Origin of the sequence: Acinetobacter nosocomialis NIPH 2119 (genome assembly GCF_000368085.1) — a bacterium.
Classification (GTDB): Bacteria; Pseudomonadota; Gammaproteobacteria; order Pseudomonadales; family Moraxellaceae; genus Acinetobacter; species Acinetobacter nosocomialis.
The window spans coordinates 2,348,554-2,370,755 of the sequence record NZ_KB849239.1; the positions used below are offsets into that span (position 1 = coordinate 2,348,554).

Genomic DNA, 22,202 nt, shown 5'->3' on the forward strand with positions numbered 1-22,202 from the left:
AGAGCTTTTGACAGATACGCTCATGCGTATAGGCCATTAATCCAGATCTAAATAACCAAATACGGCCTTTTCAACTCGCTGCTGTAAATGATTTAAATCACTTTCCCCTGCTATGCCTGCCGCGTTAATCATTCCTTTGCTTAAAGCAATCACATCTTGCGCGACTGTCTGCGCATGTGAAATGCCAGAGCGTATAAACAGATCAGAAATTATGGTTTCAAGTTCGTGTTGAAGTTCACTTTCCTCAGTGTCTTTACCAATGAGTTCAGAAGCAAATTCAAGGGTTCGTGCCAACTGCGGGCGGTTCAATTGATGTTGCACAGCAGCCTGTATAACGAGTTTTAATTTTTCTTTTAAGTCTGCGGCATCACGTTGCTGTATGGCTTCAACAATACGACTTGAAAGTTTAGTACGCTCACGTCGAATTAACTCAACGATTAAGGCATCTTTAGAAGGAAAGTATTGATATAAGCTACCAATGCTTACACCAGCAAGTTCAGCCACGACATTTGTGTTAAATCCAGCAAAGCCTAACGACTCTAAAATGCGAGCAGCCGCCTCTAAAATAGCTTCAAAGGTGGCCACTGAGCGTGCTTGACGCGGGCGTTTGCGTGGGTTTTGGAGGGTTTCTGACATGGCCCGAAATGCGAGTATTTAATGTGAGTAATCACTCATATACTGACTGAGTCATATTGATATGACAAGAAAATCCTGTCTTTTCAATTGAATTACAACTCGGCTCAGTCATGGAGTGGTTATGTCTAGAACCTATACTTTTTTTATTCATTTAAGGGCTTTGCCTGCTTGGTTGGCTTTAGCTCGTGAAAAGCGTGCTGAGTTTAGTGCACAGAAGCTTGAACCTATTTTTGCGAAGTACCCGACTGTAAAAATTCGGTGGTATGACGTTGAAGCGTTTAGCACTAAAGCGAGTGATATTGCGGTGTTTGAGACTACATCTATGCAAGATTATTATTTTGTGATTGATGCGATACGAGACTCTGAGTTTTGTACAGTGCCCTACTTTGAGTTTGTAGAGATTATTCCTGCAATTGAAGATGGGTATGTGGAGTATGAGAGTTCTTTATAGAACTTACTTATCTACCTTTGAGTAACGCAATAATCTATACAATTATCAATTCTTCCAGTTCATAGAACGAATCGATTAAGTGATCTTTCTATAAGATTATTAATTTACATACTCTACAATTTTTTAAAAACATAGTTTTAAAGCCTACATAGTTATTTTCAAAAAAAGAAAGAGTTGATATAGTAATTCAATATGAGAATTTATCTAGAATCAAAAATAAATTCTCTTAATTATAAAATAAATTTTGATAAAAACTTGAGGGATAAATGTTTGTAGAGTTAAATGCATTTCCAATAGATATACGTAATATAGGTATAGTAGAAGCTTGTGAAGTACCTTATGATAAAGAAGTATTATATTCATTACATGATAATCCACAAAAAGATTATCATGCAATTCGCAATGGAAACCAGATATTAATATTTTCAAACTCTAAAAACTATCCTATTCAAGGTACTATAAAAGAAATAAACTTAGCACAAGATTATAGAATTTTATTTTTTCTTATTAAAGAATCAATTATTAAAATTTTAACTCAAATTAAAAGAGAGCCTTTCAAATTCAATCCAATTGAATTTATAAGTCCAAAAGAAAATATTACTGAAAATATTTTAGGTATTAACTACCCTTTCCAAATAAATGCAAAATATAGTATAGATACCAGAATAATACAAGGTGTTCCATGTTTAACTATTGATTGCTCAACAAAAAAATATAACAAGGAAAGTTTAATTTACTTTATTAATGATGGTTTTAATTTAATAAATAGATATGTGATTAGCAAGCAAAATGAAAAGTATAAAAGAGTTGGGAAAATTTTAAGTATAGACAACAATATTGTTACAGTTCAATCATGTGATAAAATAAAAAAATATTCTGCAGAAGAAATTACTTTAGAGGCAAACAGTAAAAATACAAAAGATTATTTAGCTTATAAATTCCCATATAAATTTGAACAAATTCAAGAAAGTATAAAGAAAGCTATATCTACCTTTACTCAGGGAACAAGCAAGCAGATTAACATTGGAAAAATATGGGATTTTTTTAGTCAAAAAGGCATTTTTCTTTTTAATGGGCATAGAATAAATATAGGATTACCTCCAGATATTAGTCAACAGTGTAAAAATTTAGTTTATCCTAGATTCTTTTTCTCAAATAGTAGAGAAAACAATTCAAAAGAAAATGGTCTTAAAGACTATGGACCTTACACTAGAAATTATTTTGATAGAAATAATCCTTCTATTTGTGTAATTTGTAATGCTAAGGAACAAGGAAAGGTTGAACAATTTCTACATAAATTTTTAAAAGGTATTCCTAATAGTCACAATTTTAAAACCGGTTTTGAAGGAAAATTTCATATCGGCCTTAGTCAAATTGAATTTTTTACAACATCCGATGATTCTTTAGGGAGCTATCAACTGGCTATTCAAAAAGCTATTCAAACTAGAACAAATCAAAACTCTTCTCAATGGGATCTTGCTCTAGTACAAACAAGACAGTCTTTTAAAAAACTATTAGTAGAGCAAAACCCATATTTCATTAGTAAAAAAATGTTTTTTCAACATCAAATTCCAGTTCAAGATTTTACTATAGAACTAACAAACCAAAATGATAAAAACTTAGAATATTCTTTAAATAATATGGCATTAGCATGCTACGCTAAAATGAATGGAAAGCCATGGTTACTTAAGTCATCACCTACAATATCTCATGAATTGGTAATTGGTATCGGTAGTTCTAATATAATCATAGAAGAAGACTCATTAAATCAAAGAATTATGGGAATTACGACTGTCTTTTCTGGAGATGGAAGTTATATGGTAAGTAATACATCCAAAGCAGTAGCACCAAATGAATATTGCTGTGCATTAATTGATACTCTAGAGCAAACAATTAAAAAATTAGAAAAACTTATGAATTGGCAAAGTAACGACACTATTCGCCTAATATTTCATGCAGCAGTTAAAACATTTAATAAAAATGAAATTTTAGCAGTAAAAGAAGTTATTAAAAAATATAGTGAATATAAAATCGAATATGCTTTTTTAAAAATCTCATCAGATCATGGCTTACATTTATTTGATCACTCTACTAAAAATGAGAACAAAGGAAAACTTGCTCCTAAGCGAGGTAAATATTTTGAATTGTCTTCTCATGAAATTCTACTTTACTTGGTAGGTCAAAAAGAATTAAAACAAGTATCTGATGGTCATCCTCAAGGAGTTATAGTTAGTTTACATAAAGATTCTTCTTTCCAAGATTTAAAATATCTCTCTAATCAAATTTTTAGTTTTTCCTCACACTCATGGCGTAGCTATTTCCCTAGCCCTTTACCAGTTACTATTCATTATTCTGATTTAATTGCAGAGAACTTAGGATGGTTAAATAAACTATCTGGTTGGGATGATACTATTCTTTTAGGTAAACTAGGGCAGACACAATGGTTCTTATAAATAATAATTTTGAATTAAGAGAGTTCTTACTAAACAAATTACATTTGTTTTCAAGGAGTAATAATTTCCTTAAAGCATTTTTAATTCATTTGAATTTAAGTCCTTTTACTGAAATTGATATTTCAAATCTAACAAATTATGAAAAATGCACAATAGAAAGCTTAATTAATAAAGAAGTTGATTTACACAATGAGTTAGTTAGACTATTTGGGCAAGCAGCTATCGTGGATGGAACACCTAGGCCATGGGTTATGGATATCTGGGGTTTATTATCTATAAAAATTTATGTCGATAATTTAAAAGACTTAGAGTTAACTGAGAAATTTAAAATATGGATATCCAGTTTTTTACCCAATCAAATAAATAAAGGACACTTGAATTCTTATGAAAAAGATATCTCCCTATTTATTATTGGAGAGAATAAAAAATATAATACCGCTATTATTCCTTTATTTTTACATTATCTTAAAATACAACCTATTTATGAAAATAAAAACAGATTAAATCTAATCCATATTTTTTTAAATACAGAATTTAAAAATAGCTTTATCGAAGAAAACTTTTCTGAAAATATTTTAGCTGCATTAATTTACGTTTTTGATAAGGCAGATAAAGATATTTCGACAGTTCCTCCAAATGGGTGGTCTTTTGAAGATCTGTGTAACTATTTAAATAATATTACACCTAATTTAAGAAGATGGACTTGGGAGTTAAAACCAAGAACACAAGGAGCAGAAATTGTTCGCTGGCAAATAAATAACGAATATCATGTTCAAAATTTATTATATACTTTACTGGCCCCTATTTTCCCAGACATCAAAGACGAGGAAAATTTACCATCAATAGGCCAAAAAAAACCTAGGATAGATTTATATATACCATCTTTGCATACTCTAATTGAAGTTAAATATAGAAAAAATACTTCGAAGTCATTTTCTGAATTAATTGGTGAAATTGGAGAAGATGCCTCCTTATACTTATCCTCGGAAAGCTATTCTGATGCTAAAGTAATAGTTTTCCTATGGGACCAGACTAGATCAACACAAGAACATACAACTTTTAAAATGGGTATTAAAGCTATTTCTGGGATAAGCGAATGTATTATTGCGAACTCACCCTCTTTTATTAATTAATTATTTTTAAAATTTAATGTAATAAAAAAGCCATCCCTCAGATGGCTTTCCCCCAAAGCCTCTCCAACACCACATCTCTTTCATCCAAACTATTTGAGCTTAAAACCTGTAGCAGTAAACCATCGATCAGGTTTAAAACCATATCTGCATCAAATTTAAAAGCACGAGTCTCACAGCTAAAAATCAGGTCAAAAAGTTCCCGATGTAACCATTTTCGGTATTCAACTGCCATACGGTAGGCTTGCGGGTACAGCCGTTTTATTTCAAAAACCGCTTTAAGCAGCAAATGGTACAGGCTGTTTAGATTGGTATGAAAAACAATAATTTCTTTGAGTTTATCTTTTTGGGTGTAGTAACGACTTGAGTAAATAATGGAGAGCACTTCTTCTCTGAGCAGGCTTTTTTGAAAGGCGATGCACATTTCGATCAACCCTTCTTTTGAGCCAAAATATTTATAAAAGGTGGTTTTGGTTATTTGGGCCTTTTCAACAATCAGGTCTACCCCTGCATTATGAAATCCATGCGTGGTAAAGAGTTGGATTGCTGTTTGAATAACCTGCAATTTTCTGGAAGATATTTCTAAAGTTGGCATAGTTTTACCGTTATAAATTCTTGTTGTTTCTAAATGAGATAAAAAGCCTGTGCCCTTTCTGGGAGAAAAAAGGCACAGCAAAGCCGTAAGACGGTGCTTGGCACATCTCAAATTTTGTTGTTGATATAAGTTTTTAGTCGTGACGAGCTAATACGTTAAAACTTTTATTTAATTAAAAAGTTCTAAAGATGTGCTAAACGATATAGGAATAAAAGATTTGGCAATGGTTGCCAACAAAATAGAAATGTTACGCATGAGCGACTCCTTAGGTAAAAGAAGTCCTACCGCATTACTGTCAAATAATGGTGGCAGAACGAAAGAGGGTTGACAGACTGAACCTAAGAATCAGCACACCCGAGGGTGTCCCCCTTCCGTCCTACCGCAACAAAAAAGGGGGACGAACGAGTCTACATTAAAAAAACAAGTTTTTTCAATGTACTTAGGTTCTGGCCTGTCAAAGCCAGCTGGCAATGTGGCCAGCACGCAAAGCATAATCCGAGAGCTGAGATGTGTCAATGTAGCTTTAATGACAAGTGATTAAATTTCTTATTGTTTTTCATTAGATTAACTTAATTATTATTTAAGATATTATATTTAATTATATTTTTAAAATTAAACAGAAGCGATCCGTGCTTATTGATTTCTTAATGAGTCTTTTATCATGAAACAACGAAATGATAAGTAGGATTAGACAGTCTCTGTCTGCCCCACTTGGTGATAAGCACGGTTAAAGTAAACCAAACTTTGGTCATGTTGGCTTTGTTTAATCGCTACGATCGGGCATATAAAAATCGTGTGTGTGCCGACTTGTTGAATTTGCTCAATCTCACAATCGAAACTTACCAAAGCATCTTCCAGCACAGGTGAACCTGTTTCTAACTCAATCCATTCGCCATGTTTAAAGCGTTCTTCTGGTGTGAGCTTAGATGAAAATGCTTTTGAAATATGTTCGTGGTGCGCGCCTAAAACATTCACCGTTAAGATTTTGTTATCTAGGAAATGTGCATGTGAGCTCGCAGCTTGGTTCATACACACCAATAATGTCGGCGGTGTGTCAGTCACACTACAAACAGCAGAGGCAGTAAATCCAAAACGGCCAGACATGCCTGCCGTGGTCACAACGCTAACCGCACTTGTGAGTAAAGACATTGCATTTCTAAAGTCTGTTGCTTGAACCATGACATTATTCCTAAATTGAACCGTACCTTGTCCTGTGTGTTTGCTATACCGCCCAACTCCATCAGGAAGGTACTATCGACATGCGTTCTGATTAGAGCGACATGTAGTAAGTAAAATGAGGGTTACTTGTTTGATTATCAACTACCATCAAAAAAGTAACCCTTTATACCACTTATTGGTAAGTATTAAGCAGTAAGTTCAAAACCCGTAAGTTCTCTGCGAACGATTTCTGCACCTGCCGTTAACGCATTTAACTTGCCACGTGCCACTTCACGAGAAAGAGGCGCCATACCGCAGTTTGTGCACGGGTAAAGCTTGTCTGAGTCTACAAACTGAAGCGCTTTACGCAGTGTGTTAGCCACTTCTTCTGGTGTTTCAATCTGGTTAGATGCGACATCAATTGCCCCGACCATGACTTTTTTACCACGAATAAGTTCAAGTAAGTCGATTGGCACACGAGAGTTGTGACATTCTAACGAGATGATATCAATGTTAGAAGTTTGAAGTTTCGGGAAAGCTTCTTCGTACTGGCGCCATTCTGAACCGAGTGTCTTTTTCCAGTCAGTGTTGGCTTTAATACCGTAACCATAGCAAATGTGCACCGCAGTTTCACATTTTAGACCTTCAATTGCACGCTCTAAAGTCGCAATACCCCAGTCATTTACTTCGTCAAAGAAGACATTAAATGCAGGTTCATCAAACTGAATGATATCTACACCAGCAGCTTCTAACTCTTTCGCTTCTTGGTTCAAGATTTTGGCAAATTCCCAAGCAAGCTTTTCACGGCTCTTGTAGTGACCATCGTAAAGCGTATCAATCATGGTCATTGGGCCAGGTAATGCCCATTTAATTGGCTGATCAGTTTGCTGACGTAAAAACTTTGCATCTTCAACAAACACAGGCTTTTGACGAGACACCGCACCAACCACAGACGGTACGCTTGCATCGTAACGGTCACGAATACGAACTGTTTCGCGCTTCTCAAAATCTACACCATTTAAGTGTTCAATAAATGTCGTCACAAAGTGTTGGCGGGTTTGTTCGCCATCGCTGACAATATCAATGCCCGCAAGTTTTTGCTCGTGCAACGCTAAACGTAACGCGTCTTTTTTACCTTCAATTAAGCCTTCGTTTTCGAGTTTCCACGGCGACCAAAGCTTTTCAGGTTCTGCAAGCCAAGACGGTTTTGGTAAGCTGCCAGCAGTTGAAGTCGGTAATAACTTTTTCATAATAAATGACCTATATGTTGATTAATTAGGAGCGTAATTCGCAGACCACTGCTCAAGAATCGCTTGGTATGGTTTGATAAATTGCTCTTCAACAAACTTCCCCTGCTCTATAGCCAGACGGCTACGTTCTTCACGGTCATACACAATTCGAGTAAGTGAATAATCTTGGTGCTTCAAGCTTGGTTGATAAGACTTTCCAGCCACTGAATTTGCATTGTAAATTTCAGGACGGTAAATCTTTTGGAAGGTTTCCATCGTACTAATGGTACTAATCAACTCAAGGTTGGTGTAATCACTCAACAAATCGCCAGTAAAGTAGAACGCTAACGGCGCAACGCTATGCGGCGGCATGAAGTAGCGAACTTTTAAGCCCATTTTTTGGAAATATTCATCGGTTAATGAATAGTCTTCTTGCTTGTATTCCACACCCAAAACAGGATGTTCATTTTCAGTACGGTGATACACCTTACTTGTTGAAACGCTTAAGCAAATCACAGGTGCCTTTTTAAAGTTGGCTTTATAAGTCTCAGAGTTAATAAAGCTCTTAAACAAGTTGCCGTGCAATTCACCAAACTTTTCTGGCGTGCTAAACGTAGACTTGTTTTTGTTGTGATCTAACAACAACACACTAAAGTCATAGTCACGTACATAAGACGAGAAGTTGTTACCTACAATACCTTCGATGCGTTCATTGGTCTTCTTATCAACAATATTGGTTTTCAATATTTCAATAAGAGGAAGCCCGCTGGTACGGTTTTCGGCATCAATATTCATTTCAACCGAAATGATTTCAAGTTCAACGCCATAACGGTCGCCCTTAGGGTTGTCCCAATGAGCTAAGGCATTGAAGCGATTGTCGATCATCCGTAATGTGTTGCGCAAATTTTCTTCGCGGCTCATCCCTCTCGCCAAGTTAGCAAAGTTGGTGGTAATACGCGTATTGTCTGCTGGACGATAGTTCTCATCGAAACAAATACTCTTAATCGTAAATGTAAATTCTTTACTCATTGTGATCAGTACCCTAATTTCTGAGATAAACCTAAAAAATCTTTTTGCTCTTTTTGAACATTCCAACCTTTTCAGTTTTGCGCCTTGTGGTCTTATCAAAAGTGAATAACTGGAGCGCTTCAGAGCATGGATAGATTTATACCGCAATCACAACATGAATAAAAATGATTTAGTCTCATTCAAAACTGAGTGAAATTCATGTTTAGGGTTTAATAAATAAGTAGGAAGTTAAATATTTTTCATCTTAGGAGGTTTTAGACAGCAGAAATTCAATATACAGCGCTCACGTTGTAGCGCCTGAAAATTTAGAATTTATGATTATTTTCAATTAATTAAACAATTTTTCTTTAAATAAAAATGCTCAACCTAAAGCAATTTATGTTGACTCTCATTCATCTCTGCTTTTAGCCATTCTAAAAATATGGTTTTGCGTGGATCTTCCTCAAAAGCACGATGAGAAAGTAAAAAATAGGCTGAACCGTCTTGAACGATTGGTGAAATTTTTTGCAGTAAGTTCCACTCAAGCTCTTTTTCAATCATATAAATTGAAATGACCGTCGCGCCGAGTCCCGCCAAGCAACCTTCTAAACATAGATAAAAATGTTCAAGCTCAACTTTGGTGTAGCCTTTTAAATTTTGCTTTAACTCAGCAATGCGGCTCATACTTTTGAAAAAATTCGGTCTAGAGGTCGAGATCAGTACGTCGTTGGTTTCCGATGGCTTGGTTGGTTGAACTAGAGCGATATATTCATCGGCAATTTTTTCACTATAAATATGCTCACCCCAATCAAAATCATTTCTACGAATCGCGATATCAATATTGTCTTTTTCAAAGTCGACCACGCCGCCTGCTGTGAGTAGCACAACCTCAAAATCATGACCAAGCTTTTTAAACTTAGATAAACGCGGAATGAGCCATTTCATGGAAAGAGTCGGTTCACAAGACAAAACCAGTTGTTTGTTTTCAGCTTTAGGCTGGCTGAGTTGTATTAAACATTCATCGAGTTGACCAAACACCTGATGGCAACAACTCAATAAAGTTTCACCCTGCTCGGTCATCACAAGCGTTTTATTTTTTCGCTCGAATAAAGTCGTATTTAAAGCTTCTTCTAAATTATAAATCTGTTTACTGACCGCACTTTGCGTCACAAATAATTTCTTTGCAGCTAAAGTCACGCTGCCATACTTCGCCACAAAATAGAAAAATTTTAGTGAATTCAGCGATATTCTTTCGATCATTCCAAAAACTCATAGATATGTAGTCGTTTTTATCGATTTTTATTTTTAGGTTTCTGTTCAAAATAAAAATCATCTTTATTAAACCCTATTTTAGATGATGAAAAATATTTTAAATATCTATATCTACCTTCATAAATGTAAAGCCCCAATCTTTCTCACCAAAAGAATAGCAGCTTTCAGTAAAACAGTTCTCCTCTCGAATACATTCCAAAAAGTACAGATAAAACTGTTCTTTTGCAGTGTGGGGGCAAAATAATGGCAGAGTTTATTGCGGTTATTCTCATTACGATTTTGGCAGTGGTAAGCCCCGGCGCTGACTTCGCGATTGTGACCAAAAATAGTTACTTGTACGGCAGAAAAAAAGGTGTGTTCACTTCACTCGGCATATCGCTTGGCGTGTTGGTACATGTAACCTATACACTTGTAGCCGTTGCCTTTGTGATGGCTTATACGCCGCAAATTTTGAATATTGTGAAGTATATTGGCGCGCTTTACCTGATCTATATTGGCTATAAAACTTTTACGCAAAAACCAGTTTTAGACACTGCTGCTTTAACCGCTATAGACAATTTTCAAGCGATAAAGTACGGCTTTTTTACCAATGCCCTAAACCCTAAAACCACGCTATTTGTGATTAGTACCTATACGCAAATTGTGAGTTTAACCACCCCGAAAACCATTCTCTTGGCTTATGGCTTTTTTATGTCTTTTGCACATTTTGCATGGTTTTCACTGGTGGCTGTACTGTTTTCATCCATGCTGCTGAGACAAAAAATGTTAGCCAAGCAAGTACAGATTAATAAGTTGATTGGCTCTATTTTATGTGTATTAGGTGTGATTCTACTTTTTACCAAGTTTCAGTAGAGCTCGTTAATTTTTAAGAAACTTTTTTATATATTGCTGTTAATATTAAAACGCATGATAGATTTCCCAATCCTTCATATCTCTATAAATCAAGGATGATGAGCGAATACATTTATTATGGAAATCAAGCAAATAAAGTATTTTTTGACGGTCGTTGAATCGGGCAGTATTGGAAAAGCTGCCCAAAAGCTCGATGTCGGTGCTTCGGCGATTAGTCAGCAAATTAGTAAGCTCGAGCAAGAGTTAAGCATTCGCTTATTACAGCGTAATGCTTTTGGTGTGACCCCAACCCCAGCAGGTCTTGCTTTTTTAAAACACTCGCAACTGATTTTGCGTCAAGTGAACTTTGCCATAGACGCTGCCCATTCAGCACGGCTATCTGGTCATGTGAGCCTTGGTTTTCCACCGACCATTACCGCTTTGATTGGCATCCCTTTAATGAAACTAATGTCTGAACGTTATCCAGATATTCGTTTAGAGATTGTGGAAACCCTGTCGGGAAACCTGATTCAGTCGATTAATTCACGTCAGCTTGATATCGCCATTATTTTTACCAATGAAATTGATAAACAGTGGTCTATACAGCCTTTAGTACGCGAGCAAATGTATTTAATGGCACGCAAAGAAGTGCTCGAAAAATACGGACTTAGCGAATGTATTAAAAGCGGCATTATTCAGTCGCAGCAAATTGGTGATATTCCTTTAGTGTTGCCACGTCAACGCCATAGCTTACGAAAACTGCTTGAGCACAAGATTGGACAGCTTAATGTCGTCTATGAAATTGATGGCTTGCATTTGCTTATGGACAGCCTGATTCATCTTGACCTTGCCAGTGTTCGCCCCGGAAGTGCTTGCTTACAAGAGTATAAACACAAGCTGCAATTGCTTAAGGTCGTCGACCCCGAAGTTGAACGAATTAACTATTTGGTGAGCCTTGCCGAAGAAGAATTATCACCTGCTGCACTTGCTGCCAAGTCAGCCATTAAGGCATGTGTGAAAGAGTTAATTCAAAACCAAATTTGGCCATGTTCTGAAATTATTGTTTAAAGGGTCATTAATTTTTCTAAATACCTAATTAATTTTCGCCTCTCACTCCTCCCTGCTTTTTAAGATTACATTTTTATACGAATGATAAGTGGTTTTCTGTTTATCGAAATATAGATGTGTAGTTTTAACTGGAAACAAGGCATCACATTTTCTACCAAGGACACCTTTAAATCTCATCTCTAACCCATTTCCTATTTAGGTTTATTGATTGAATCAATTTACGTCCAAACTTTGAAGATCGTGAATGTTTCCATTTTGTCAGGCCAAGGAGGTCTCCAATGGATGTCGTTAATAACCGTAGGGCTACTTTTAAAAAAATATTAAACGTAACGAGTGGCAACTTTTTAGAACAGTACGATTTTTTTCTTTTTGGTTTCTATGCCACCTATATCGCAGCAAAATTTTTCCACTCAGATAATGAATATGTCTCTTTAATGATGACATTTACCGTGTTTGCTGCGGGCTTTCTTATGCGTCCTCTTGGCGCTATTTTCTTGGGTGCCTATGTCGACAGAATTGGTCGTCGTAAAGGGTTGATTGTGACTTTAAGCTTGATGGCTATCGGTACGATTTTAATTACCTTTGTACCGGGTTATGACACCATCGGTATTATGGCCCCTATTTTAGTGGTCATTGGCCGTCTGTTACAGGGCTTCTCGGCAGGTGTTGAATCTGGCGGCGTGTCGATTTACCTTGCAGAAATTGCAACCGATAAAAACCGTGGTTTTATTACTAGCTGGCAGTCTGGTAGCCAACAAATTGCGGTCGTGTTTGCAGCGTTATTTGGTTATTGGCTCAACACCGTTTTAACTCATGCACAAGTGAGTGAATGGGGCTGGCGTATTCCGTTCTTAATTGGTTGTTTGATCATTCCTTTAATCTTCTTATTCCGCCGTACCTTAGAAGAAACTGAAGCATTTAAAGCACAAAAAACTCATCCTTCAACCAAAGAAATTTTCAGCACATTGGCGAGCAACTGGCGCATTGTACTTGCCGGTATGATGATGAGTGCGATGACCACAACCACGTTCTATTTCATTACGGTTTACACCACAGTGTATGCAAAACGTACTTTAGAAATGTCGGTCACAGACAGCCTATTAGCAACCGTGTTTGTAGGTTTATCGAATTTCTTCTGGTTACCAATGGGTGGCTTACTTTCAGACAAAATTGGTCGTCGTCCTGTGTTAGTGGGTATTACGACTCTTGCGATTTTTACCAGCTATCCAGTTTTAAGCTGGTTGGTAAGCGACATTAGTTTTTCAAACTTACTGATCACGCTTGCTTACTTCTCGTTCTTCTTTGGTATGTACAACGGGACTATGGTCGCAACACTTGCCGAAGTAATGCCAAAACGTGTTCGTACCGTTGGCTTCTCTTTAGCGTTTAGTCTTGCAGCCGCGATTTTTGGTGGTATGACTCCAATGGCGTGTACTTTCCTAGTAGAAAACACTGGCAATGCAAGCACACCAGCGTTCTGGCTCATGCTTGCTGCGGTATGTAGTCTCATCTCAAGTTTATATCTATGTCGCGGTTCTAAGCAGAAAAAATCTGACGCGATTGCTGAACCTGCAAAGGTTAGCGCTTAAAACAACTAACTACTTAACCTGAAATTTTAATGAACAGTACGGCAGATCTTAAGTCTCCGTACTGTGCTCTCCTGTCATTAAAAGTGAGATACTATGAAAAAGTCCCCTATCTTCATGACCATTTGCCTAGCTGGTGCTGGCTTAGGTTCAACGCTTGCTAACGCAGATACGTTAGAAGTGATTAGCTCTGGCGGTTTCTATTCATCTATGGAAAAACTCATTCCAATATTTGAAAAGCAAACTGGTCATACGGTTCACCTTTCGTCTGGTTCATCTATGGGTGAATCGCCAACTGCAATTCCAAACCGTCTCGATCGTGGTGAACGCTTTGATGTGGTGGTATTGGCTGCTCCTGAGTTGAACAAACTTGCAGAAAAAGGTTATGTCGACCCAAATTCACAAAGCGCTTTAGTCAATTCAAGCATTGGTATGGCTGTGCCTAAAGGTGCACCAAAGCCAGACATTAGCTCTGCGGCAAAATTTGAAAAAGTTTTATTAAATGCCAAGCACATCGGCTATTCAGCAAGTGCGAGTGGTACACATCTTGAAAAAGATGTTTTTCCAAGCTTCCCGCCTGTCGAATACAAAGTAATTTCGAGTAAAGCAGAAAAAGTGGTAGGCGACCGCGTTGCAAAACGTATTGCCGAAGGCCAGTTTGATATTGGTTTCCAGCAAATTAGTGAAATCAAACCTTTTACCGGCAAATATGGTCAAGTTGAGTTAGTTGGTCCAATCCCTGCGCCTTACCAAAAAGTTACCGTATTTGCTGCTGGTATTGGTAAAAACTCGGAACATGCAAAAGTCGCAAAAGAGTTAATCAAATTTGTGAAATCGCCTCAAGCGACACAAATTATTGAAGAACAGGGTCTTGAGCAGGTTAAATAATAAAAGCTCTAAAAGGCAACGTCTTGAGCAGGTGTTGCCTTTACTCTTTGAACGGTTTACTCAAAGCAATAGAACAAAATGTATAGCAATAAACCAGTGTAGAATAATTAACAAAGGTCAAAGTAGAATTTGCCGTGGAACTTAAACAATTAAAGTATTTTATTGCAGTGATCGAGTCTGGAAGCTTGGGTAAAGCTGCAAAAAATCTCGATATTGGAACATCTGCATTAAGTCAGCAAATTTCAAAATTAGAAAGTGAGCTTTCCATTCGCCTTTTACAACGTACTGCTTTGGGTACGGTTCCTACCCCTGCGGGTTTAGCTTTTTTTCAACAGGTTCAACTGGCGCTTAGACACTTAGACCATGCGGTAGACTCTGCGCACTCCTCACGTTTAAGTGGTCATGTCACCGTGGGTTTTTCACCGAGTGTGGCGTCTGTTATAGGCACGCATTTTTTAAAACTTATGAGAAACCGCTATCCCGATATTAAAGTCCGTTTAATCGAAGGCTTATCAGGTGACTTAAAAGCTTTAGTTAATGCAAGGCAGCTCGATGTTGCCATCATCTTTAGTGACGATGTCGACCCACAATGGGCCATACAGCCTTTAGTTAAAGAACAGATGTTTTTAATCTCACCTAAAGAAGTGCTGAGTCAGTACCATCTTGAAAGCTGTATAGACACCCAGACCATTAATCATTCGCAGCTTAAAGAACTTCCCCTGATTTTGCCAAGCCAACGACATGGACTACGCTTGTTGCTCGAACAGAAAATTCATCAGCTTAAAGTGGCCTATGAAATTGATGGGCTGCATTTGTTAATGGAAAGCATTAGCCAACTCGAAATGGCAACCATTCAACCTGCGGGTGCATCGTTAAACTCGCGGCAAGATCTATGTTTGCTACGCGTTGTAGAACCTACCATTGAACGTATTAACTATTTAATTAGTCTCTCTGAAGAAGAACTCTCGCCTGCTACTTTAGCCACCAAAGTGGTGATTCGCGCTTGTGTCACCAACCTCATTAATGAAAAGCGCTGGCCCGGTGCTGAACTCATAAACACTTAAGCCATTAGTGTTTATTTTTACTAAACACCCATTCAAGTTTAGCCTCTCACTTCACCTTCCCTTTTAAAGCTACATTAGCCTTAGCTGAGAAAGGGAGAAATCCATGCATGATGTAATTGTGATTGGTGGTGGGAATGCTGCGTTGTGTGCCGCACTCACAGCAAAAGAAAGTGGCGCTTCTGTGCTGGTCATAGAAGCAGCACCCAAAGAATGGCGTGGTGGTAACTCACAACACACTCGTAACCTTCGCTGCATGCATGATGCTCCTCAAGACGTATTAGTCGATGCTTATCCCGAAGAGGAATATTGGCAAGACCTACTTAAAGTCACTGCCGGAAAAACCAATGAGCACTTAGCTCGTCTCGTTATTCGTAGCACAGCCACCTGCCGCGACTGGATGCGTAAACATGGTGTGAATTTTCAGCCGCCGCTATCGGGTGCTTTACATGTTGCACGTACCAATGCCTTTTTTATGGGTGGCGGTAAAGCCCTTATTAATGCGTATTACCGTAGTGCTGAAAAACTTGGCATTGAGATTTTATACAACACAAAAATTAAAGATCTAAAGTTAAACCAAGGACATTTTGAAGCTGCAATTGCGGAAGATGGCCGCGTGTTTAAGGCGAAAAGCTGTGTATTGGCCGCAGGTGGTTTTGAGTCAAATTTGGAATGGTTAAGAGAAGCATGGGGACAAAATGAAAACGGCGAATGGCCTGCCGATAATTTCATTATCCGTGGAACTCGCTTTAATCAAGGCAACTTACTCAAATTTATGATAGATCAAGGCGCCGATATTATTGGTGACCCATCGCAATCGCATTGTGTCGCCGTAGATGCACGCGCACCGTTATATGACGGCGGCATCTGCACTCGTATTGACTGCGTTTCACTGGGTATTGTGGTCAATAACAAAGCCGAACGTTTTTATGATGAAGGCGAAGACTTCTGGCCAAAACGTTATGCGATTTGGGGCCGCCTTGTTGCCAAACAGCCACAGCAAATTGCCTATTCGATTATCGACTCAAAAGCGATTGGGCGCTTTATGCCACCTGTGTTTGCGGGTGTAAAAGCAAATAGCATTCAAGAACTGGCCGAAAAAATCGGACTAGATGCAAAAACCTTATGCCACACCGTAGAAGAATTTAACCAAGCCTGTGTGCAAGGCACCTTTAACCATACCGTTTTAGATGACTGCACTACCCAAAATATTGTTCCCAACAAAACCCATTGGGCTGTCCCTCTCGATCGCCCACCTTTCTATGCCTATGCCCTTAAACCCGGCATTACCTTTACCTATTTAGGGTTAAAAGTCGAAGATGATGCTGCTGTGCGTTTTAACAATAAAGCCAGCCGCAACCTGTTTGTCGCAGGTGAAATGATGGCAGGTAACGTACTCGGTCAGGGTTATACCGCTGGGGTCGGTATGTCGATTGGCACGACCTTTGGACGCATTGCAGGAAAAAATGCAGCCCACTATGCACTTTCACAAGGAGTTGAACATGAATGCTAGTACTAAAGCCCTAATTCCAGTTGTTCAGCTCTCTGACCATGAGCAGGAAGTTCAAAGAGCACTACAAATTTGTAATGCTTGTCGTTACTGCGAGTCATTTTGTGCTGTATTTGCGGCCATGACCAAACGTCTTGAGTTTAATCAAGCCGATATTCATTACCTCGCAAACCTATGCCATAACTGTGGTGCTTGTTTACATGCTTGCCAATATGCCCCGCCACATGAGTTTGGTGTAAATATTCCAAAAGCGATGGCGCAAGTACGTTTGGAAACTTACCAAGAGTTTGCGACCCCTCAGCCTTTAGGCCGACTTTATAAGTCTGTTGGGATTCCTTTTGTTTCGGCGCTATCAGCTATTTTCTTTTTATGCATGTTAGCTGTGGTGTGGTACAAAGGCACCGACCTGTTTGCAGGCTATCAAGGTAATTTCTATGCGATTTTCCCGCATAACTTTTTAGCGCTACTGTTTGGAGCGACCTTTACAGTTGCGATTGTTCTGCTCGGCATTGGGATTAGTAAATTCTGGCGACAGACGTCTAAAGTCATTCATGGCAAAGTTGAGAAACCAGACCTAGTTCAAGCCACCCAAAATGTATTAACACTTAAATATTTAGATGGTGGACATGGCAAAGGCTGTAATGAGCAAGATGACCGTTACACACAAATCCGCCGTGTGTTCCATCACCTGACTTTTTATGGCTTTATGCTCTGCTTTGCAGCTACGGGTGTAGCGACTTTATATCACTATTTTCTTGACCTACATGCGCCTTACCCTATCTTTAGCTTGCCTGTGATTTTGGGTACTTTGGGTGGGATTGGCTTAGTGATTGGTCCATCGGGCTTGCTCTATTTAAATCTTAAACGTCACCCATTACATGGTGACCGTGAGCAAAAACCTGTAGATCGAGGCTTTATTTTCCTTCTACTTATCGTTAGCGCTTCAGGGCTAGTACTTATGGCATTTCGTAATACCCCTTACATGGCACTTTTACTGATTTTCCATTTAGCCACGGTCATGACATTCTTCATTACCATGCCATTTGGAAAGTTCGCACATGGTTTTTACCGCAGTGCTTCTTTACTCAAATTCGCCATCGAAGAGCGTATTTCCAAGAAGTCATAATGTTTAAGATTAGAAAAACTTCCTAATAAAAAACCGCTATAAAAGCGGTTTTTTATATTCAACTACAATGATAATTGAATGGACATATTGAAAACGGTAATAGCTTAAGCAATTTTCCCATCAATAATGCCCTTCTCTTTTAATGCAGCAAGCTCTTCTGCTGTTTTAAATCTCGATAAGATTTGAGCAGTATGTTCACCAAGCTCTGGAGGTGCATGATGATATTCAACGGGAGTATCAGACAGTTTGATGGGTGAGCCAATGGTTTGGAAGTTTTCATTTAAACGATGAGGAATATTGACCACCAAATTACGATGCACGATTTGTGGTTCAGCCAAAGCATCTTCAATAGAATTGATAACACCTACGGGTACTTTAAGTGCATGAATCCTCTCGACCCACTCTTTAGCAGTTTTCTGCAAAAAGTGTTCCGACAATAAAGGAATCAGTTCATTTCGATATTTTACGCGGTCTTGGTTGCGCACAAACTTATCATTTTCGAGCAACTCTGGATAACCAATCGCAATACACAAATCTTTAAACTGTTTGTCGTTGCCACAAGCAATAATAAATTCTTTATCTTTAGCCTTAAAAGTTTGATACGGCACAATACTTGGGTGTTGATTACCCATGCGTTGTGGCGCTTTACCTGAAGCTAAATAATTCATTCCCTGATTTGCCAGTGCCGCGACCTGCACATCAAGGAGTGACATATCAATATACTGACCGCGTCCTGTGTGTGAGCGTGCAATCAGTGCCGCTTGAATGGCAATGGTGGAATACAATCCAGTTTGAATATCTACCACAGCCACACCAACCTTTTGCGCACCACCACCTGCTACATCATCAGGCTCGCCAGTAATGCTCATTAAGCCAGACATACCCTGAATAATAAAATCATAACCGGGTTCTTCTGCACGCGGGCCATCTTGCCCAAAACCGGTAATCGAGCAATAAACAATGTTCGGGTTCAACTCACTTAATGACGCGTAGTCCAAACCATATTTAGCCAAAGACCCTGTCTTATAATTTTCAATCACGACATCGGCAGTCTTGGCAATTTCATAAATTAAGGCCTGACCTTCGGGTGTGGTTATATCTACCGCAACCGAATATTTATTACGGTTAGTACACTGAAAATAGCCAGATTCACGGGTCATACTTCCGTCTTGATCAGGCATCCATGGCGGTCCCCACATACGGGTGTCATCACCGACTCGAGGACGTTCAATTTTAATCACTTCCGCGCCAAGGTCTGCCAAGATTTGCCCACACCACGGCCCTGCAAGTACACGACTTAAATCTAAAACTCGAATTCCTTGTAATGCACCCATAACGATACCCTTATCTTTTTAGAAGGCGCTAATGCACCTCCCTGTCATTGTTTATGATTGTCTTTGTGGATCGTACTGACGATCTTTAATAAATAAGCCTGGCAATACCCCTGCAACAAAATACGCAGCACCCATCACAATAAAGGCCATAGCAAAAGTTCCACCCGATGCCAAGAAACCAATGGTGGCTGGTGCTATCGCTGCCCCGACACGACCAATGTTATAAGCACCGCCAATGGCTGTTCCGCGTACATCAGTTGAAAAACTTTCAGCCATATAAGTCGCATTTACACCGTATGGAATGCCATATAAGAAGCCAAAGGTGATTAATAAATACAAAATATTGTCAGGGGTATTGAAGAAAATAATGATTGGCAAAAACACGGCGCTCGCAATTGTGCCAAACACAAAAACAGCACGGCGGTTAAATTTGTCAGCAAGATACCCTGCTAAAATTTTGCCTAAAATCATTGCTGTATATGAACCCACCATATAACTGGTTAAGTTTTTAAAGTTCATATGCACTTCTGTTTCTAAATAACTTGGCATCCAGTTGTTAATGCCGTAATAACCAAACTGTAAGAAGAATGCTGTGGTCATCCATAACAAAAACATTTTACGGTGCTTAAAGTTATTAAAGATTTGCTTATAGATACTGCTACTTTTTGGCTTTTCAGCCACAACCATTTCCTTAGGTTGTCTATTGCCTTGTAAGCTTTCAATTTTGGTGAGCTGCCAAGATTTTGGCTCTGGCACAAATCGTTGCAGGAAAATATTAACGAAAGCAGGTACTACGGTCAGGAAGAACAAAACGCGCCAGCCATGATCTGGAATAATTGCACCAGCTAATAACGTTGCAGCAATATAACCTACGGTCTGACCCGTCTGTAACGTGCCCAATACCGTGGTACGGTAAGTAGTCGGTACATATTCAGCCATTAAGGTATTACAGGCCATATAGAGTGCTCCGATTCCTAAAGCACCTATAAAGCGTAGAGCCATAAATTGCTCGAAGCTTTGCGTAAAGCCTAACAAACAAGTCGCTACAGAAAAGAAAGTCACCGAGTTGGCAATGGTCCGTACGCGACCAAACTTGTCACATGCCCAACCACCCAAAATACCGCCAATACCCATACCCGCCAAAGAAGCACTACCTAAGGCACCCGCTTGAAAGGTACTTAACCCAAACTCTGCTTTTAAACTGGTCAAGCTATAAGACAGCAGCATAATATCAATGCCATCGACCACCATCGCAAAATAGGCAAATAACAACGCCCATTTCCATGTATGAGGTCCAATCCTTTCGTATGTTCCAAGGTTACTTGGAAATGTATTTCTTAATTCTTTCGATATTACTTGAACGTCATTGTTCATCTTTAGTTCCTCATTTTCCCAAATGAGTCATCGGTAGCTTACTTATGTTTTCTGTATGACTTAATCTTCTATATTTTCATCATCTTACATTTGGTTTTAAGTACACAGAGGCACATCTTCACATGAGTATCCTTACGATGAATCTTGTCATTTTCCATAAATTTTTGCGTAAAAATCCCTAAAGGTGCTCCCGAAAGAACACCTCTACCTTTAAAAATGAATGAGTTAGTTACTAAATGCGGCTATGCCTGTTTGTGCACGACCTAAAATCAAGGCATGAACGTCATGTGTGCCTTCATAGGTATTTACGACTTCAAGATTGACCAAATGACGTGCCACACCAAACTCGTCACTAATGCCGTTTCCACCCATCATGTCACGTGCCATACGAGCAATATCAAGTGCCTTTCCACAGTTATTACGCTTAATTAAAGATGTACCTTCAACTGATGCAATGCCTTCATCTTTCATACGGCCAAAACGTAAAGCTGCCTGTAAACCCAAAGCAATTTCAGTTTGCATATCTGCCAATTTCTTTTGAATCAACTGATTTGCAGCCAACGGACGACCAAATTGTTTACGGTCCATGGTGTATTGATGTGCAGTATGCCAGCAGAACTCGGCAGCACCCATCGCCCCCCATGCAATACCATAACGCGCACTGTTCAAACAGGTAAATGGACCTTTTAAACCTCGAATTTCAGGGAATGCATTTTCTTCAGGTACAAAAACGTTATCCATTACAATTTCACCTGTAATCGATGCACGTAAACCGACCTTGCCATGAATGGCAGGTGCAGATAGGCCTTCCCAGCCCTTTTCTAAAATGAAGCCTCGAATGTCACCTACATTACCTTCAGCAGAAACTTCTTTTGCCCAAACCACAAATACATCGGCAATTGGGCTATTGGTAATCCACATTTTTGCGCCAGTTAAACGGTAACCACCGTCAACTTTTTTAGCACGAGTAATCATACTGCCTGGGTCTGAGCCATGATCAGGTTCAGTCAAACCAAAACAGCCAATGTATTCACCAGTGGCAAGTTTAGGTAAGTACTTTTGCTTTTGCTCTTCGGTACCAAACTCATGAATTGGAACCATGACCAATGAGCTTTGCACACTCGCCATAGAGCGGTAACCCGAATCCACATATTCAATTTCACGCGCAACCAAACCATAACTCACATAGTTTAAACCTGCACCGCCATATTGCTCAGGGATGGTTGGCCCCAGTAAGCCAAGCTCTCCCATTTCACGAAAAATAGATGGATCTGTAGTTTCATGACGAAATTGTTCAAGTACACGTGGTTGCAAACGTTCTTGACAATAGGCATGAGCCGCATCACGAATCATGCGCTCATCTGAGCTAAGCTGTTGCTCAATTAAAAATGGGTCTTGCCAGTTAAATTGAACTTTTGCTTTTTTTGTTGTCACCATGTGATTCATCGCATCCTCTGCTTGATTGGATCTTCTTTATTTAACTCGATGTTAT

The 22,202-nt window shown here is 38.8% G+C and carries 19 protein-coding genes; 10 read left to right on the forward strand and 9 right to left on the reverse strand.

Annotation, left to right across the window (positions count from 1 at the left end; translation table 11 throughout):
* Positions 1-36 precede the first annotated feature (36 nt).
* Complete coding sequence (locus F984_RS14785; protein ID WP_004710417.1) at positions 37-636, reverse strand: TetR/AcrR family transcriptional regulator; 600 nt, start codon at positions 634-636, stop codon at positions 37-39.
* A 121-nt stretch (positions 637-757) separates the two neighbouring features.
* Here F984_RS14785 and F984_RS14790 point away from each other — a divergent pair, with 121 nt between their 5' ends.
* The 3 genes from F984_RS14790 to F984_RS14800 all read left to right on the forward strand — a co-directional run bounded on the left by F984_RS14790 (position 758) and on the right by F984_RS14800 (position 4,673).
* On the forward strand, positions 758-1,087 hold the full coding sequence (locus tag F984_RS14790; RefSeq protein WP_004710419.1) for a darcynin family protein: 330 nt from the start codon (positions 758-760) through the stop codon (positions 1,085-1,087).
* Positions 1,088-1,353: 266 nt separating this feature from the next.
* Entirely contained in the window at positions 1,354-3,540 is a 2,187-nt protein-coding gene (locus F984_RS14795; protein WP_004710421.1) for a Piwi domain-containing protein, read from the forward strand.
* A complete protein-coding gene (locus tag F984_RS14800) occupies positions 3,528-4,673 on the forward strand; it encodes a PD-(D/E)XK nuclease domain-containing protein (RefSeq protein WP_004710423.1) in 1,146 nt (381 codons plus the stop codon). The genes F984_RS14795 and F984_RS14800 overlap by 13 nt, the downstream gene beginning before the upstream one ends.
* A 37-nt stretch (positions 4,674-4,710) precedes the next feature.
* Here F984_RS14800 and F984_RS14805 read toward each other — a convergent pair whose 3' ends face one another.
* From F984_RS14805 to F984_RS14825, 5 genes are all read right to left on the reverse strand, one after another.
* Entirely contained in the window at positions 4,711-5,265 is a 555-nt protein-coding gene (locus F984_RS14805; protein ID WP_004710425.1) for a TetR/AcrR family transcriptional regulator, read from the reverse strand.
* 687 nt (positions 5,266-5,952) lie between these two features.
* Positions 5,953-6,444 (reverse strand): flavin reductase, encoded by a 492-nt coding sequence (locus tag F984_RS14810; RefSeq protein ID WP_002061574.1) that lies wholly within the window; start codon positions 6,442-6,444, stop codon positions 5,953-5,955.
* Between the two features lie 185 nt (positions 6,445-6,629).
* Positions 6,630-7,673 (reverse strand): methionine synthase, encoded by a 1,044-nt coding sequence (locus tag F984_RS14815; protein ID WP_000735348.1) that lies wholly within the window; start codon positions 7,671-7,673, stop codon positions 6,630-6,632.
* A 21-nt stretch (positions 7,674-7,694) separates the two neighbouring features.
* Positions 7,695-8,681 carry a DUF1852 domain-containing protein gene (locus F984_RS14820; RefSeq protein ID WP_000031355.1) on the reverse strand — a complete coding sequence of 329 codons (987 nt, stop codon included), beginning with the start codon at positions 8,679-8,681 and terminating at the stop codon, positions 7,695-7,697.
* A gap of 366 nt (positions 8,682-9,047) precedes the next feature.
* A complete protein-coding gene (locus tag F984_RS14825) occupies positions 9,048-9,920 on the reverse strand; it encodes a LysR family transcriptional regulator (RefSeq protein WP_004710428.1) in 873 nt (290 codons plus the stop codon).
* A gap of 255 nt (positions 9,921-10,175) precedes the next feature.
* Here F984_RS14825 and F984_RS14830 point away from each other — a divergent pair, with 255 nt between their 5' ends.
* From F984_RS14830 to tcuB, 7 genes are all read left to right on the forward strand, one after another.
* The gene (locus F984_RS14830) at positions 10,176-10,784 is read left to right on the forward strand and encodes a LysE family translocator (RefSeq protein ID WP_004710430.1); all 609 of its coding nucleotides are present in this window, start codon (positions 10,176-10,178) and stop codon (positions 10,782-10,784) included.
* A 117-nt stretch (positions 10,785-10,901) separates the two neighbouring features.
* A complete protein-coding gene (locus F984_RS14835) occupies positions 10,902-11,831 on the forward strand; it encodes a LysR family transcriptional regulator (RefSeq protein WP_004710433.1) in 930 nt (309 codons plus the stop codon).
* 278 nt (positions 11,832-12,109) lie between these two features.
* A complete protein-coding gene (tcuC, locus tag F984_RS14840) occupies positions 12,110-13,420 on the forward strand; it encodes an MFS transporter (RefSeq protein ID WP_004710435.1) in 1,311 nt (436 codons plus the stop codon).
* 93 nt (positions 13,421-13,513) lie between these two features.
* Positions 13,514-14,305, forward strand: a complete 792-nt coding sequence (locus tag F984_RS14845; protein ID WP_004710436.1) for a substrate-binding domain-containing protein — start codon at positions 13,514-13,516, stop codon at positions 14,303-14,305.
* Positions 14,306-14,439: 134 nt separating this feature from the next.
* Positions 14,440-15,369 (forward strand): LysR family transcriptional regulator, encoded by a 930-nt coding sequence (locus tag F984_RS14850; RefSeq protein ID WP_004710438.1) that lies wholly within the window; start codon positions 14,440-14,442, stop codon positions 15,367-15,369.
* Positions 15,370-15,472: 103 nt separating this feature from the next.
* The gene (gene tcuA, locus F984_RS14855; protein ID WP_004710440.1) at positions 15,473-16,879 is read left to right on the forward strand and encodes an FAD-dependent tricarballylate dehydrogenase TcuA; all 1,407 of its coding nucleotides are present in this window, start codon (positions 15,473-15,475) and stop codon (positions 16,877-16,879) included.
* A complete protein-coding gene (gene tcuB, locus F984_RS14860) occupies positions 16,869-18,002 on the forward strand; it encodes a tricarballylate utilization 4Fe-4S protein TcuB (protein WP_004710442.1) in 1,134 nt (377 codons plus the stop codon). The genes tcuA and tcuB overlap by 11 nt, the downstream gene beginning before the upstream one ends.
* A gap of 104 nt (positions 18,003-18,106) precedes the next feature.
* Here tcuB and F984_RS14865 read toward each other — a convergent pair whose 3' ends face one another.
* From F984_RS14865 to F984_RS14875, 3 genes are all read right to left on the reverse strand, one after another.
* A complete protein-coding gene (locus F984_RS14865; protein ID WP_004710444.1) occupies positions 18,107-19,336 on the reverse strand; it encodes a CaiB/BaiF CoA transferase family protein in 1,230 nt (409 codons plus the stop codon).
* Between the two features lie 51 nt (positions 19,337-19,387).
* On the reverse strand, positions 19,388-20,710 hold the full coding sequence (locus F984_RS14870) for an MFS transporter (protein ID WP_004710446.1): 1,323 nt from the start codon (positions 20,708-20,710) through the stop codon (positions 19,388-19,390).
* Positions 20,711-20,935: 225 nt separating this feature from the next.
* A complete protein-coding gene (locus F984_RS14875) occupies positions 20,936-22,156 on the reverse strand; it encodes an acyl-CoA dehydrogenase (protein WP_004710448.1) in 1,221 nt (406 codons plus the stop codon).
* Between the last annotated feature and the right edge of the window lie 46 nt (positions 22,157-22,202).

Excerpts from the sequence above, each read along its gene's own strand:
- F984_RS14785 (WP_004710417.1), bottom strand. The coding sequence starts at position 636 with ATGTCAGAAACCCTCCAAAACCCACGCAAACGCCCGCGTCAAGCACGC.
- F984_RS14790 (WP_004710419.1), top strand. The coding sequence starts at position 758 with ATGTCTAGAACCTATACTTTTTTTATTCATTTAAGGGCTTTGCCTGCT.
- F984_RS14795 (WP_004710421.1), top strand. The coding sequence starts at position 1,354 with ATGTTTGTAGAGTTAAATGCATTTCCAATAGATATACGTAATATAGGT.
- F984_RS14800 (WP_004710423.1), top strand. The coding sequence starts at position 3,528 with ATGGTTCTTATAAATAATAATTTTGAATTAAGAGAGTTCTTACTAAAC.
- F984_RS14805 (WP_004710425.1), bottom strand. The coding sequence starts at position 5,265 with ATGCCAACTTTAGAAATATCTTCCAGAAAATTGCAGGTTATTCAAACA.
- F984_RS14810 (WP_002061574.1), bottom strand. The coding sequence starts at position 6,444 with ATGGTTCAAGCAACAGACTTTAGAAATGCAATGTCTTTACTCACAAGT.
- F984_RS14815 (WP_000735348.1), bottom strand. The coding sequence starts at position 7,673 with ATGAAAAAGTTATTACCGACTTCAACTGCTGGCAGCTTACCAAAACCG.
- F984_RS14820 (WP_000031355.1), bottom strand. The coding sequence starts at position 8,681 with ATGAGTAAAGAATTTACATTTACGATTAAGAGTATTTGTTTCGATGAG.
- F984_RS14825 (WP_004710428.1), bottom strand. The coding sequence starts at position 9,920 with ATGATCGAAAGAATATCGCTGAATTCACTAAAATTTTTCTATTTTGTG.
- F984_RS14830 (WP_004710430.1), top strand. The coding sequence starts at position 10,176 with ATGGCAGAGTTTATTGCGGTTATTCTCATTACGATTTTGGCAGTGGTA.
- F984_RS14835 (WP_004710433.1), top strand. The coding sequence starts at position 10,902 with ATGGAAATCAAGCAAATAAAGTATTTTTTGACGGTCGTTGAATCGGGC.
- tcuC (WP_004710435.1), top strand. The coding sequence starts at position 12,110 with ATGGATGTCGTTAATAACCGTAGGGCTACTTTTAAAAAAATATTAAAC.
- F984_RS14845 (WP_004710436.1), top strand. The coding sequence starts at position 13,514 with ATGAAAAAGTCCCCTATCTTCATGACCATTTGCCTAGCTGGTGCTGGC.
- tcuA (WP_004710440.1), top strand. The coding sequence starts at position 15,473 with ATGCATGATGTAATTGTGATTGGTGGTGGGAATGCTGCGTTGTGTGCC.
- tcuB (WP_004710442.1), top strand. The coding sequence starts at position 16,869 with ATGAATGCTAGTACTAAAGCCCTAATTCCAGTTGTTCAGCTCTCTGAC.
- F984_RS14865 (WP_004710444.1), bottom strand. The coding sequence starts at position 19,336 with ATGGGTGCATTACAAGGAATTCGAGTTTTAGATTTAAGTCGTGTACTT.
- F984_RS14870 (WP_004710446.1), bottom strand. The coding sequence starts at position 20,710 with ATGAACAATGACGTTCAAGTAATATCGAAAGAATTAAGAAATACATTT.
- F984_RS14875 (WP_004710448.1), bottom strand. The coding sequence starts at position 22,156 with ATGAATCACATGGTGACAACAAAAAAAGCAAAAGTTCAATTTAACTGG.